Raw genomic sequence first — 12,655 nt, 5'->3', positions numbered from 1 at the left:
GATTTTTACAATTTCACAAATATAAAATTTTAAAAACAATATTTGAATTTTATTAACTTTGAGTAAAATTTAATGAGATGGAAATTAGCATTAAAGAAATAGAGAAAAATTTGAAATCGCTTCCTAAAGAATTTTTGGGACAGGTTAATGATTATATTGATTTTTTGAAATCAAAATACTCAGAATCCAGCGTTGAAAAAGATTGGGCAGATAATTTGACAGATTTTCAAAAAGACTCCATTGAAAAAGGAATTAATGATATTGAGAATGAAAAAACATATTCTCACGAAGAAGCCAAACAAAAGATTAAACAATATCTTTTAGAAAAATCAAAATAATGGAAGTTGTTTGGTCAGAAGAAGTTTTGCGAAATTATTTCCGTGTTTTAGATTATTTATTAGAAAACTGGTCTGTAAGAGAAATTGAGAATTTTGAAAGTAGATTTGATAAATTAATTTTAAGATTACAAAATCACAAAGAAATTTGTCCTAAATCATTACTTCTTAATTACAGAAAATGTTTAGTAGACAAAAATAATTCATTAATTTATCAGGAAATTAATAATAAAATTTTTCTTGTTGCAATTATTGATAACAAAAGCTCACACCAATATTAAATAAAAAATCACTCAACTTGAGTGATTTTTTATTGCTTAAATTATTTGTTTAATTAAAGATTTTCCAAAATAAAATCTGTCATTTTCTGATATAATTGCGGTCTTGTTTGTCCGCCATAAATTCCGTGGTTTTTATCAGGATAAGCCATGAATTCAAACTGTTTTTTGTTCTGAATTAAAGCTTCAGAAAACTCCATTGAATTTTGGAAATGTACGTTGTCATCGGCGGTTCCGTGGATTAATAAAAATTTACCTTTCAACAAATTAGCATAAGTTGTAGGCGAATTATCATCATAACCAGCCGGGTTTTCTTGTGGAGTTAACAAAAATCTTTCGGTGTAAACAGAATCATAATATCTCCAGTTGGTAACCGGTGCAACAGCGATTCCTGCTTTGAAAACATCGGCACCTTTTGTCATTGCCAAACTTGCCATATATCCTCCGAAGCTCCATCCGAAGATTCCGATTCTTGTTTTGTCGATATATTTTTGATTTCCTAACCATTTTGCTGCTACAATTTGGTCTTCAATTTCATATTTACCTAAGTTTTTATACGTTACTTTTTTGAATTTTGCTCCTTTATAACCAGTTCCACGTCCGTCTACACAAGCGATAATATATCCTTTTTGAGCCAACATTTCAAACCAAAGTGCATTTCCGTTGTCCCAAGAATTGGAAACCTGTTGAGAACCTGGACCAGAATATTGGTACATAAATAAAGGATATTTTTTGTTCGGATCAAAGTTTTTAGGCTTAATAATCCAAGCGTTCATCTGATCTCCTGCTGAGTTTGGAATGGTGATGAATTCTTTTACTGCAAATTGATCTGCCTGTAATTTTTTAAGCTGATCATCATTATTCTGAAGTTCTTTCAGCTGTTTTCCGTTACCGTCTTTCAGTGTAAAAGTGTAAGGTTTTGCCGCTGTAGAAGAAGTTTCGATGAAATAATTATAATTCTTGCTGAAGTTTGCCGCATTGTTTCCTTCTGCATTTGAAATTAGCTGCGATTTTCCGTTTTGAATATTGATTTTAGAAACTACTTTATTGATGCTTCCTTTTTCTGTAGTCTGAACGAAAATTTCCTGAGATTTTGGATTGTAACCGTAATATTCTGTCACTTCCCAATTTCCTTTTGTAACTTGTTTTTTCAGCTTGCCATCTTTGTCAAACCAATATAAATGACGGAAACCATCTCTTTCTGAAGCCCAAAGAAAACTGTTGTCTTCAAGGAATTCCAACGTTACATTGTCTGTATCAATCCACTTGTCATCAGTTTCTGTAAACAATTTTTTAGCTTCACCCGTTTTAGTATTTACTTTTAAAACATCAGAAGCATTTTGCGTTCTTTGTGAAGTAATCAAAACAATTTCATCTGCATTCGCGGTCTGAATAACGTTTGGAATGTAATAGTTTTTAAACTGATCAAGATTTACTTTTGTCTTTTTTCCGTCTGCTAAATGATAAATATGAGCTGATGCAACAGAATTCTTTTCTCCTGCTTTTGGATATTTATAACGCATTTCAGTCGGGTAAAGCGATTTACCATACATCGGAATATAAATTTCTGGAACATCGGTCTCAACCAATTTTACAAATAAAATGTCTGCAGAGTTTTTAGTCCATTCATATAATCTTGCATGCCCAAATTCTTCTTCATACACCCAGTCTGCCAAACCGTTTAAAACTTTATTTTTTACTCCATGTTCCGTAATCTGAGTAATTTTTCCTGAATTTAAATCCTGATAAAATAAATTATTATCAACAATGAAAGAAATTTTGGTAGCATCCGGAGAAAATCTTGGTTCCTGAACTGGTTTTCCATCATTTAAACTTAAATTTTTACCAGATTTTAAATCTTTAACATCATAAACCCCTAAAAAGGAATGTCTGTAAATAGGCTGACTTTCTTTTAATAAAAGTATTTTAGATTCATCATCAGAAAATTCGTAGCTCTCAAAATTTCCGTCAACCAGATTTCCTTCTTTCTGAGATGTTTTGTAAGAATATTTTGCAATTCCGCCTTGCTCGATGACCAAATAATTTTCACCGTTTTTCATAGATGCAATTCCGGCAATGCCTTTGCCACGGTAGTATCCTGAATATATTTTATCTAAAGTGATTTCCTGTGACGTAGCATTTTGAAAAGCTGCTATAACAGTAAGGGTAAGTAAGAATTTTTTCATTGCTTAATTTAAAGAATTTCAAAGATAATAATTTTATTAATCTGATAAGAAAAAGCTTTTGTAATAGTATTTTGGCAAAAGAATTGAATATATTTTATAATCAAAGAAAAATAATTATGGAAACTAATAAAAAACTTAACCGTTATGACCTGAAAGATCAAGTGGTAATTACAGGATTTTCAAATTTTAATGAAGCTGAAACTTATGTAGAAAAAGAAGGTGGAGAATTGGTAGAGATTGCCTTTAAAGATGGAAACGACAATCCTCAGATTACTAATGAAGCAGGAATTATTGAGAAAAAACTGCACTATTTTGTAGAAGCAGGTCCTGAATACAAATTTATACATTCTTCTGATCCCGGTTTTAAACAATATGCAGGTGAACTTCAGAAGATAAAAGCAAGTATGGATAAAACTGGTCCCGAAGAAAGATATTTTGCCAATTTTGAACTCGAAAATGAAGAGGATCCTATTATCGTTATTAAAAACGATCATTTAGAATCGGTAACTTCAAGAGAGCGATCAAAATATCTGAAACACGCTTGTGTTTATGAAATTGGGGTTTCGAAATCAAAACTTTAAAAACTAAATAGGATGAGCAAGATAAAATATTCTGAAAAAGCTCAGAAAAAAGTAGGAAAAGTGATGGAAGAATTCAAAGAAGAAAAATTGAAATCTTCTTCAGGTGATAAAGTAACTAACAGAAAACAAGCCGTTGCAATCGGTATTTCTGAAGCTAAAGAAGCTGGTTTGAAAGTTCCAAAACAGAAAAAATAAAAAAGATTAAACAAAAATCGGTTCGAAGTATTCAAACCGATTTTTATTTATAGTGAGTTTAATATGCTACTTTTAAAACAATTTATGCTCATAACATAGTTGCACAATTTTTACAGCTTATGCTTTATGATTATATAAGATATTGTAATATTCGTCTGCCATTCTATCGCTGTTGAAATTTTGTTTTACATCTTTCATAGAATTCTGCTGTATTTTTCTCCATTTATCAGGTTGATCGTAATAAGTTGGAAGAATTTCGTTTTCAAGAAGCTCATATAATTTGTTGAAATCGTATCGGTCTTGCTCATAAATACTCATATTCTCAAAATCTGCTTTCGGAACAACAAAAGAATTTACACCGTGTTTTGCAAACTCAGGAATCCAGCCGTCGTCTGTAGACAAATTTACTGAGCCGTTCATTGCAGCAGTCATTCCTGATGTACCAGAAGCTTCTCTCGGAACTCTAGGATTATTTAACCATAAATCTGAACCTTGCTTTAAAGATTTACTTAAAGCCAATTCATACCCCGTTAAAACCGCCATGTTTTTGTGATTTTTACTTTCTTCCACCAAAACATTGAATGTGGAAATCGAAGAATAATCCATCGGATAAGGTTTTCCTGCCCAAATAATTTGAACCGGATATTTAGGATTGTTGAGTAATTTCCTGAATCTTTCTTTGTCCTGCAGAAGCAAATCTGCTCTTTTATAACCCGCAAATCTTCTTGCCCAAACGATTGTGAAAATATTGGGATCAAATAAATTTCCTGTTTGATCGGCTACAATTTTGAATAATCTTTTCTTTAAAATTTTCTTTCTATAATCAAAAAGAGTATCGTTTTTTTCGTCTTTAGAATTGTAAAGCTCTTTGTCGCCCCAATATTTGAATTCCTGAGCATTGGTAATCGATTTTATTTCACAAATTCCGGGATATTTACTCCACATCGCTCTGGAAACTTCACCGTGTAGTTTTGAAACACCGTTTGCTATTCTTGCCATTTTCAATGCGCAAAGAGAGTGATTGAAAAGTTCACCGTCGGAACCTTCAATTGTTTTTGCTTCTTCCATGCTTAAACCTGAGAAATAAGACATGTCGTAACATAGTTTCAGATTGTGCTTTTCATTTCCTGCTTCTTCGGGAGTGTGTGTCGTAAAAACCAGTTTTTCTTTTACTTTCTGAATGTCTCCGTTGTATTTTTTTAATAAATGAAATGCAGCCGGAAGCCCGTGAGCTTCATTAAGATGATAAACATCTCTGTCAATATTCATTTCATCTAAAAGTTTTGCACCGCCTTTTCCAAGAAGGATATATTGTGCGAGTTTTGTAGATTCGTTGGCGTCGTACAATCTGTGGCAAATCGTTTTAGAGATGTGATCATTTTCCGGTACGTCTGTGGAAAGGAAAAACATCGGTGCGGTGTTGAAAATTTCAGGATCGAGATACCAGACTTTCACCCAAACCGGAGCACTGTGTATTTCAATTTGAAATTTTATACCGGTGTCTTCAAGAAAACTGTACATCTTTCTGGTCCATGTAGGCTGCAAAGTCTGATCGTGATTTCTTGCCTGATCATAGTATCCAAATTTCCATAGAATTCCGATCCCGATAAGATCCTGATTAAGATTGTATGCACTTCTCATGTGTGACCCAGCTAAGAATCCCAAACCTCCGGAGTATATTTTTAAAACCTGCTCCAGAGCAAATTCCATTGAAAAGTAGGCTACTTTTTTAGAGTATTGTGGGTTGATGCTGAAAGGTATCTTATAATTTCTGAAATCCATAGAATCATTGTTTGTGTTAAACAAAGTAAAGGTATCGATTAAGAAAACAAACTCTGCATTAATTATATAATAAATTATTTTAAAAGAGACTTTTGAATCTTATTTTTAACTACCTTTAAGTGTAAATTTTTGATTATCAAAAGCTTTCAGTTTGAACCGTGAAAACATGTGTCATTATTAACTTTTAAAAGGCCACACATGAAAAGAGCATTTTCTGATGAAGATTTAATAAAAAATCTCAGCCTGTATCATCTCAATCGGCATTTGAAAAAAAAACCGATGGAAAAATATCACCAAAAGATTGATGAATCAAAACTTCATGACCGTGAAAAATATAAGAAAAAAGCAGAAATTTTATTGCTTAACTCTTTTATGCACCATTTTCCGGAAGTTACCTTTGAAAATCTTACCTGCGAAAGTCCGGATTTTATCGCCACTCTTAACGAAAAAAAGATAGGAATAGAATTAACGGAAGTAATCAATCATCTTGAAATGAAAAAGGTGGAAAGTAATTTGAACAAGATTTTCCGTCAGGCAGAAATATTACTCGAACAAGAAGACACTACGAAATATCGTGGTGTTTATTTTTTAGAATTTCATTCAAATATTAAATTTGATTCTCTCGAATATCAGGAGGAAATTATTTTAAACATCTATAAAAGCATTAAAAAAGGAAAACCAATCGGTTGTGTGAAAAATATCAGAAAATCTTCTCACCGTAGAAATGTTTTTATCACCTATGAATATAATATGAGTCTCTTTGATGAGCTGTGTTCTGAGAAAATCATTGAGCTGATTGAAAAAAAGAATGAAAAATTCCCTTATTATGATACTTCTGTAGATGAATGTTGGCTGGTTATTGTCTCAGATATGAATTCTATTGCATCAAGATATACTTTCATTCAAGATAGCGAACATTTAAATCAGGTGAAAAGCCCTTTCCATAAGATTTTCCATCTCGAAAACCTTTGTGGTAATATGACTAATATCAAATAGTTTTTGAAAATTGATATAAATAATATAATTATATGTTTGTTTTATTGATTAAAATTTGATTTTTGTCAATATTTGGTGATATTAATTAAATTTAAGTACATTTGGTATACTTTAACTAATAATCAAATAAGACATGAAAAAAACTCTATTATTTATTCTTTTTTGTATTTCACAAACGTTTTACTCGCAGGCAGATTGCTCTACTGCTTTAGCGGTTTGTGGAAATTCTAATATCACGTACAATCCCACAGGAATTGGTTTGGTTGATGAAACATTGGGGGGCTGCCTCACAGAAGGAGAACACAATTCAATATGGTATAAATTAACGATTGCAACCGGAGGTACACTTACTTTTGATTTGGTTCCTACCAATCCCAATGCAGATTATGATTGGGCGATGTATGGGCCAAATGTTACATGTGCAAGTTTAGGTGCGCCTATTCGATGTAATGCAGCAACGGTAATAGGAGTGGGTGCTTCCACAGGATTGAATATGACGAGCACGATATTAAGTGCTGCAGGAGGTTCTACTACTCCTTATTGTCGGTATTTAGATGTAGTTGCAGGAGAAACGTATTATTTATATTTAGATAACTGGGTTGGAGCAGGTGGAAGTACAACAGCTCCTTTTTCTCTAACTTGGGGCGGAACGGCTACTTTAGCTTCTCCTTTTACGGATCCTGTATTACAGCCAAATCCATTTGTACCACCAGGAATTCCTGCTGCTAACCCGAATGATCCGCGTGAGATTCTTATTTGTTCAAGTCCCGCTTTGTTTGATTTCAGTACACTTACTCCAGGAATCTTAAATGGAAACCCAAATTTTGTTGTTTCTTATCATACATCACAGAATGATGCGCTTTCGGGAGCAAGTCCTATTACTGCTCCTTTAATTGTGAATACAACGACAACTTATTATTATAGTATTCATTATCAAGATCCAGCGAGTCCTAATAATGCACTTAATTCTTGCCGACAAATCGGTGCTTTTAAATTTAAATTAGGAAATATTACAGCGAATGACGCAACAATTTTTGCGTGTAACAATAATAAAAAAGGTCAGGGAACCTTTAACTTAACCACAGCGAATGTTTTTGGCGGAGGAAATGTAACGATAACCTATTACTTAACCTTGGCTGATCTAAATGCAGGAACAGGACAAATTGCTAACCCTAGTCAGCATGTGTCAGCTGAAGGAATTGTTTATGCGCATGTACAAACAACAGATGGTTGTTCTGATAATGCCGTAATTACAATGCTTTTTTACCCTGAAGTTATCGTAAATGATGCTACATTAAGAGCTTGTACATTTGATGTTAATCTTAAAACGGCTTCTTTTGATCTTACAACTGCTTCTGTGACCGCTCAGACTGGGACTACAAAAAAATATTACCCCTCTCTTACAGATGCCATAAACGGGACTAACATCATTTCAAACTTTACCACCTATATTTCTCCAAATGGAGTAGTGTATGTAAAAGTTATTGATGGAAATGGATGCTATGGGATTGCAAAAATTAAATTAGAAGTTATTCCTCCGGTGTATTCTTCGGTTTTAAAAGATAAAATAATTTGTATAGAAGATAAAACCACCTTGGATGCAGGCGTAGGATTTGATGGGTATGAATGGAGTACTGGTGCTACAACGCAAACTATTTCTAGTGTAGGCGTAGGAACTTACTGGGTAAAATTAAAAACAGGAAATTGTATCGCTCTGCAAAGTGTAAAAGTATATGCTTCAGAACAGCCTGTCATTACAAGTGTTGATATTTCTAACACAACAGTAACAGTAAATGTAAATGGAGGAAAAGCTCCTTACAGATATTCAATAGATGGCGGTGTTTGGCAAGATTCTAATGTATTTGCGAATGTGAAAAGAGGTGATCATAAAATCTATGTAAAAGATGCCTATGATTGTGAGCCAATAGAAATAGAAATTGTTGTCCCAAATCTAGTGAATGTTATCACACCAAACGGAGATGGCATCAACGATGTAATAGATTATTCTGCATTGGCACATAAACAAAATTTAATTTTTAATGTCTTCGACAGATACGGAAACAAAATTTTCCAGGCAGATAAATTAAATCATTATAAATGGGATGGTACTGCTGGTAATAAAAGAGTTCCTACCGGAAATTACTGGTATTCTGTATCATGGAATGAGAATGACAAAAAAAATACCCCGATTAAATACTCAGGTTGGGTGTTACTGAAGAATAGAGAATAGAATTAATGATTATATATAACAAAAGCCATCCTTTCTAAGATGGCTTTTGTTAATTAAAAGCTTTGGTATCTTTAAAATAATCTGAGAGATAAAGTATTTTACCGCATTCTGAAAACTGTACAACGGTACATATTTCGTTTAAATAAGTTCCTTTACCGCTCATATTTCCTGAAGAAGTAGTCTGATAAAAATATTTGTTGTTTCCCAAATGGAAAATTTCCGAAACATTCCACTCGATCTTTTCGTATCGTCTGAAAATAGCTCTGAATAATGCTAAGATTCTGCTCTTTCCTGAAATTTCTTTCGCTGGCGGAATCCAAATTACAGTTTCATCAGTAAACCATTTTTCAAGCTTTTCAACATTTAAAGAATTTAAATCCTGCATAAAATGGCTGATCTTACAATTCATAGGTTGCAATTTACATTTATATACGTGAAAAATGCTAAATTGGTTTTAAATAAAATACTAAACATTGATCATGAAAGATTTATTCATCAAAAGATTTGAATATTATAAAATGCTCGGCGATAAATCATTTGAGCAGCTTTTAGACGAACAATTTTTCTGGCAGTTCAATGAAGAAAGTAATTCCATTGCGGTGATTGTAAAACATGTTGCAGGAAATATGCTGTCAAGATGGACGAATTTTTTAACGGAAGACGGTGAGAAATCCTGGCGAAACCGTGATAAAGAATTTGTGAATACTTTTAAAACGAAAGATGAGGTTTTGCAATATTGGGAAAAAGGTTGGAAATGCCTTTTTGATGCTTTGAATCAAATTAATGATGTAAATTTATATTCTACAATTTATATCAGAAACGAGGCTCATTCGGTGATTGATGCGGTTTTCAGACAATTGGCGCATTATCCTTATCATATTGGTCAGATTGTTTTTATTGCTAAAATGATGAAAAATGAAGATTGGAAAACGCTTTCTATCGCAAGAAACAAATCGTCGGATTTCAATAATGAAATGAAAAATAAGTTTACAAAAGAGGAGACAGACCTTAATTCTTCTCCTGTTTGTTTTGAAAATACTCCTGATGTACGAGATGATTATAAATTATAGACCAAATCAATTTAAAATTTATATTAAATTTGATTACCTTTGCACCCAGAAAATTCAGGAAAATAAATGTCTCACTTTCATAAGACTGCCGCATTTCATACCCTTGGCTGCAAATTAAACTTTGCGGAAACATCTACTATTGCCCGTCAATTAACAGATGCAGGTTATGATAAGGTGGGGTTTGATGATAGAGCCGATATTTATGTCATCAATACTTGTTCGGTTACTGAAAACGCCGATCGTGAATGTAAACTTCACGTAAAAAGAGCCATAAAAGCCAATCCTGAAGGTTTGGTGGTGATTGTAGGTTGTTATGCACAATTGAAACCTGAAGAAATTTCACAGATCACTGGGGTAGATTTGGTTCTTGGAGCCAAAGAAAAATTCAATATTCTAAGTTATTTGGATGATTTAGAAAAATCTGAAAGCGAAGGTGTTGTACACTCTTGTGAAATTGAAGAAACTGATTTTTTTATCGGAAGTTACTCCATCGGGGACAGAACCAGAGCTTTCCTGAAAGTTCAGGATGGTTGCGATTATAAATGTACCTATTGTACAATTCCTTTAGCAAGAGGTATTTCCCGTTCAGATACTATCGAAAATGTTCTGAAAAACGCCAAAGAAATTGCCGAAAGAGACATCAAAGAAATCGTTTTAACCGGTGTAAATATCGGTGATTACGGTAAAGGTGAGTTCGGAAACAAAAGACATGAGCATACTTTTTTAGATTTAATTTCTGAACTTGATCAGGTGGAAGGCATCGAAAGAATTCGTATTTCTTCAATTGAACCCAATCTTTTAAAAGATGAAAGCATCGAATTGGTTTCTAAAAGTAAAAGCTTTGTACCGCATTTTCATATTCCTTTGCAATCGGGAAGTGATGAGTTATTGAAAAAAATGAAACGTCGTTATCTTACCAAGTTGTATAACGATAGGGTTAATAAAATCCGCGAAGTAATGCCCGATGCGGCAATTGGTGTAGATGTTATTGTTGGTTTCCCTGGTGAAACAGAAGAATTATTCATGGAAACGTATAATTTCCTGAATAATCTACCAATTTCATATCTTCATGTATTTACTTATTCTGAAAGAGAAAATACAGAAGCGGTAGGAATGCAGAGCGTTGTTCCTATTCCGGAAAGAAAAAAACGAAATAAAATGCTTAGAATTCTTTCTGAAAAGAAAAAAATGGCATTTTATCAGACTCAATTAGGAAAAACGCTTCCCGTTCTTTGGGAGCACGAAAATAAAGACGGCAAAATGTACGGCTTCACAGAAAACTATGTGAGGGTGCAGAAAGATTTTGACCAGGCTTCAGTAAATCAAATTGAATTTCTAAATTTAGAAAAAATCCTGTCAGATGGCACGGTTTCTGTGCAATCGTCTTACGAAAGTTTTTTAGCAAAAGCTTAGTCTGTTTGCTATATTTCCACTACATTTAATCTTTAACGTTTTAAATATATATTCTTATGAGAGATAAGTTCTTATCTTGGGGAATTGTATTGGTAGCTGCAACATGGATTGTTGCGTTACTGATCAAAGCACATTACTGGATTCCTACGCTGTTAACAGCAATTTATGCATTAGGAGTCTATAATTCTTACCAATCAAAACATGCAATTCTGAGAAATTTCCCTGTTTTGGGATATTTCAGGTACTTTTTTGAAGGTATTTCACCTGAAATGCAGCAGTATTTCATTGAAAGAGAAACTGATGGAAAGCCATTTCCCAGAAATCAGCGTTCCGCAGTCTATAGACGTTCAAAAAATATCAGCGACACCGTTCCTTTTGGAACTCAGTTAGAAGTAAATCACAGAAAATATGAGGGTATTAAGCATTCTATTTATGCTAAATCTCCAAAAGAAGAACTTCCGAGAGTTTGGGTAGGAGGTGAACAGTGTACTCAGCCTTATCATGCTTCATTGTTTAATATTTCAGCCATGAGTTTTGGTGCATTGAGTGACAGAGCTCAAATTTCGCTAAATAAAGGAGCGAAAAAAGGGAATTTTTATCATAATACAGGAGAAGGGGGGATTTCTCCTCACCATTTGGAAGGAGGCGATTTATGCTGGCAAATAGGAACCGGATATTTTGGTTGCAGAGATGATGAAGGGAAATTTAATCCTGAATTATTCACAAAATATTCTACTCTTCCAAGTGTAAAAATGATTGAGATTAAATTATCTCAAGGTGCAAAACCCGGTCATGGTGGAGTTTTACCGGGTGTAAAAAATACTCCTGAGATTGCTAAAATACGTCATGTACAACCTGGTCTGACTATTATTTCTCCGCCATCCCATTCATCTTTTTCTGATGCTGCAGGATTGTTGAGGTTTGTACAGCAACTGAGAGAACTTTCTGGTGGTAAACCTGTTGGTTTCAAGTTGTGTATCGGTGATACCAAAGAATTTGAAGATATTTGCGTTCAGATGAATGTTTTGAAAATCTATCCGGATTTTATAACCATTGACGGAGCAGAAGGAGGAACCGGAGCTGCACCACCGGAGTTTTCGGATGGAGTAGGGATGCCTTTGGAACCAGCTTTAATATTTGTCAATCGTACGTTGAGAAATTATAATCTTAGAAATAAATTACGTGTAATAGCAAGCGGAAAAGTTCTTACAAGTTTAGATATTTTGCGAGCGGTTGCAATGGGTGCAGATATGTGTAACAATGCAAGAGGATTTATGTTTTCTCTTGGCTGTATTCAGGCTTTGAGATGTAATAACAACAATTGTCCGACGGGTGTGGCAACGCAGGATAAAATGTTGATTAAAGGGCTTGATGTAACCGATAAAGCAGAAAGAGTATATCATTTCCATAAAAATACTTTACACACGTGTAACGAATTAATTGCTGCTGCAGGAAGAAGTTCTTATGAGGAAGTTGATGCCAGTATGTTTATGCGAGGTGATGAGTTTGAGCATCTTTCAGATAAATATTTCCCGGATATTTTAGGAAATGTGAGATAAATAAAAAAGCGCTTCAAAATATTTTGAAGC

At 33.6% G+C, this 12,655-nt stretch carries 12 protein-coding genes; 9 read left to right on the top strand and 3 right to left on the bottom strand.

What is annotated here, in order from left to right; genetic code table 11:
• The first annotated feature begins 77 nt into the window (after positions 1 to 77).
• Both B5X64_RS05095 and B5X64_RS05090 read left to right on the top strand, forming a co-directional pair.
• A complete protein-coding gene (locus B5X64_RS05095; protein ID WP_079464211.1) occupies positions 78 to 338 on the top strand; it encodes a hypothetical protein in 261 nt (86 codons plus the stop codon).
• The gene (locus B5X64_RS05090; protein WP_079464210.1) at positions 338 to 616 is read left to right on the top strand and encodes a type II toxin-antitoxin system RelE/ParE family toxin; all 279 of its coding nucleotides are present in this window, start codon (positions 338 to 340) and stop codon (positions 614 to 616) included. The genes B5X64_RS05095 and B5X64_RS05090 overlap by 1 nt, the downstream gene beginning before the upstream one ends.
• A 53-nt stretch (positions 617 to 669) precedes the next feature.
• Here the strand turns inward: B5X64_RS05090 and B5X64_RS05085 are convergent, their stop codons facing one another.
• The gene (locus B5X64_RS05085; protein ID WP_079464209.1) at positions 670 to 2,799 is read right to left on the bottom strand and encodes a S9 family peptidase; all 2,130 of its coding nucleotides are present in this window, start codon (positions 2,797 to 2,799) and stop codon (positions 670 to 672) included.
• A 116-nt stretch (positions 2,800 to 2,915) separates the two neighbouring features.
• Here B5X64_RS05085 and B5X64_RS22745 point away from each other — a divergent pair, with 116 nt between their 5' ends.
• Together B5X64_RS22745 and B5X64_RS05075 are read left to right on the top strand one after the other, a co-directional pair.
• Positions 2,916 to 3,380 carry a hypothetical protein gene (locus B5X64_RS22745; protein ID WP_079464296.1) on the top strand — a complete coding sequence of 155 codons (465 nt, stop codon included), beginning with the start codon at positions 2,916 to 2,918 and terminating at the stop codon, positions 3,378 to 3,380.
• Between the two features lie 12 nt (positions 3,381 to 3,392).
• The gene (locus tag B5X64_RS05075) at positions 3,393 to 3,575 is read left to right on the top strand and encodes a DUF6496 domain-containing protein (RefSeq protein WP_079464208.1); all 183 of its coding nucleotides are present in this window, start codon (positions 3,393 to 3,395) and stop codon (positions 3,573 to 3,575) included.
• Between the two features lie 117 nt (positions 3,576 to 3,692).
• On the opposite strand, the gene glgP is transcribed toward B5X64_RS05075, so the two are convergent.
• Entirely contained in the window at positions 3,693 to 5,357 is a 1,665-nt protein-coding gene (glgP, locus tag B5X64_RS05070; protein ID WP_079464207.1) for an alpha-glucan family phosphorylase, read from the bottom strand.
• A gap of 198 nt (positions 5,358 to 5,555) precedes the next feature.
• On the opposite strand from glgP, the gene B5X64_RS05065 reads away from it, so the two are divergent.
• Positions 5,556 to 6,353 carry a hypothetical protein gene (locus tag B5X64_RS05065; RefSeq protein WP_079464206.1) on the top strand — a complete coding sequence of 266 codons (798 nt, stop codon included), beginning with the start codon at positions 5,556 to 5,558 and terminating at the stop codon, positions 6,351 to 6,353.
• 133 nt (positions 6,354 to 6,486) lie between these two features.
• A complete protein-coding gene (locus B5X64_RS05060; protein ID WP_079464205.1) occupies positions 6,487 to 8,583 on the top strand; it encodes a T9SS type B sorting domain-containing protein in 2,097 nt (698 codons plus the stop codon).
• A 49-nt stretch (positions 8,584 to 8,632) separates the two neighbouring features.
• Here the strand turns inward: B5X64_RS05060 and B5X64_RS05055 are convergent, their stop codons facing one another.
• The gene (locus B5X64_RS05055; RefSeq protein ID WP_079464204.1) at positions 8,633 to 8,992 is read right to left on the bottom strand and encodes a nuclear transport factor 2 family protein; all 360 of its coding nucleotides are present in this window, start codon (positions 8,990 to 8,992) and stop codon (positions 8,633 to 8,635) included.
• A gap of 70 nt (positions 8,993 to 9,062) precedes the next feature.
• Here B5X64_RS05055 and B5X64_RS05050 point away from each other — a divergent pair, with 70 nt between their 5' ends.
• The 3 genes from B5X64_RS05050 to B5X64_RS05040 all read left to right on the top strand — a co-directional run bounded on the left by B5X64_RS05050 (position 9,063) and on the right by B5X64_RS05040 (position 12,625).
• On the top strand, positions 9,063 to 9,653 hold the full coding sequence (locus B5X64_RS05050) for a DUF1572 family protein (RefSeq protein WP_079464203.1): 591 nt from the start codon (positions 9,063 to 9,065) through the stop codon (positions 9,651 to 9,653).
• Between the two features lie 66 nt (positions 9,654 to 9,719).
• Positions 9,720 to 11,066: a tRNA (N(6)-L-threonylcarbamoyladenosine(37)-C(2))-methylthiotransferase MtaB gene (gene mtaB / locus B5X64_RS05045; RefSeq protein WP_079464202.1), complete on the top strand. Its 1,347-nt coding sequence runs from the start codon at positions 9,720 to 9,722 to the stop codon at positions 11,064 to 11,066.
• A 56-nt stretch (positions 11,067 to 11,122) separates the two neighbouring features.
• Positions 11,123 to 12,625 carry an FMN-binding glutamate synthase family protein gene (locus B5X64_RS05040; RefSeq protein WP_079464201.1) on the top strand — a complete coding sequence of 501 codons (1,503 nt, stop codon included), beginning with the start codon at positions 11,123 to 11,125 and terminating at the stop codon, positions 12,623 to 12,625.
• The last annotated feature ends 30 nt before the right edge of the window (positions 12,626 to 12,655 follow it).

Source organism: Chryseobacterium balustinum, from assembly GCF_900168205.1.
In the GTDB taxonomy this organism is placed as follows: Bacteria; Bacteroidota; Bacteroidia; order Flavobacteriales; family Weeksellaceae; genus Chryseobacterium; species Chryseobacterium balustinum.
The sequence above is the reverse complement of the archived record's forward strand: the minus strand, read 5'-3'. Positions and strand labels throughout refer to the sequence as shown.

Coding starts and splice junctions, on each gene's coding strand:
- B5X64_RS05095 (WP_079464211.1), top strand. CDS start 78: ATGGAAATTAGCATTAAAGAAATAGAGAAAAATTTGAAATCGCTTCCT.
- B5X64_RS05090 (WP_079464210.1), top strand. CDS start 338: ATGGAAGTTGTTTGGTCAGAAGAAGTTTTGCGAAATTATTTCCGTGTT.
- B5X64_RS05085 (WP_079464209.1), bottom strand. CDS start 2,799: ATGAAAAAATTCTTACTTACCCTTACTGTTATAGCAGCTTTTCAAAAT.
- B5X64_RS22745 (WP_079464296.1), top strand. CDS start 2,916: ATGGAAACTAATAAAAAACTTAACCGTTATGACCTGAAAGATCAAGTG.
- B5X64_RS05075 (WP_079464208.1), top strand. CDS start 3,393: ATGAGCAAGATAAAATATTCTGAAAAAGCTCAGAAAAAAGTAGGAAAA.
- glgP (WP_079464207.1), bottom strand. CDS start 5,357: ATGGATTTCAGAAATTATAAGATACCTTTCAGCATCAACCCACAATAC.
- B5X64_RS05065 (WP_079464206.1), top strand. CDS start 5,556: ATGAAAAGAGCATTTTCTGATGAAGATTTAATAAAAAATCTCAGCCTG.
- B5X64_RS05060 (WP_079464205.1), top strand. CDS start 6,487: ATGAAAAAAACTCTATTATTTATTCTTTTTTGTATTTCACAAACGTTT.
- B5X64_RS05055 (WP_079464204.1), bottom strand. CDS start 8,992: ATGAATTGTAAGATCAGCCATTTTATGCAGGATTTAAATTCTTTAAAT.
- B5X64_RS05050 (WP_079464203.1), top strand. CDS start 9,063: ATGAAAGATTTATTCATCAAAAGATTTGAATATTATAAAATGCTCGGC.
- mtaB (WP_079464202.1), top strand. CDS start 9,720: ATGTCTCACTTTCATAAGACTGCCGCATTTCATACCCTTGGCTGCAAA.
- B5X64_RS05040 (WP_079464201.1), top strand. CDS start 11,123: ATGAGAGATAAGTTCTTATCTTGGGGAATTGTATTGGTAGCTGCAACA.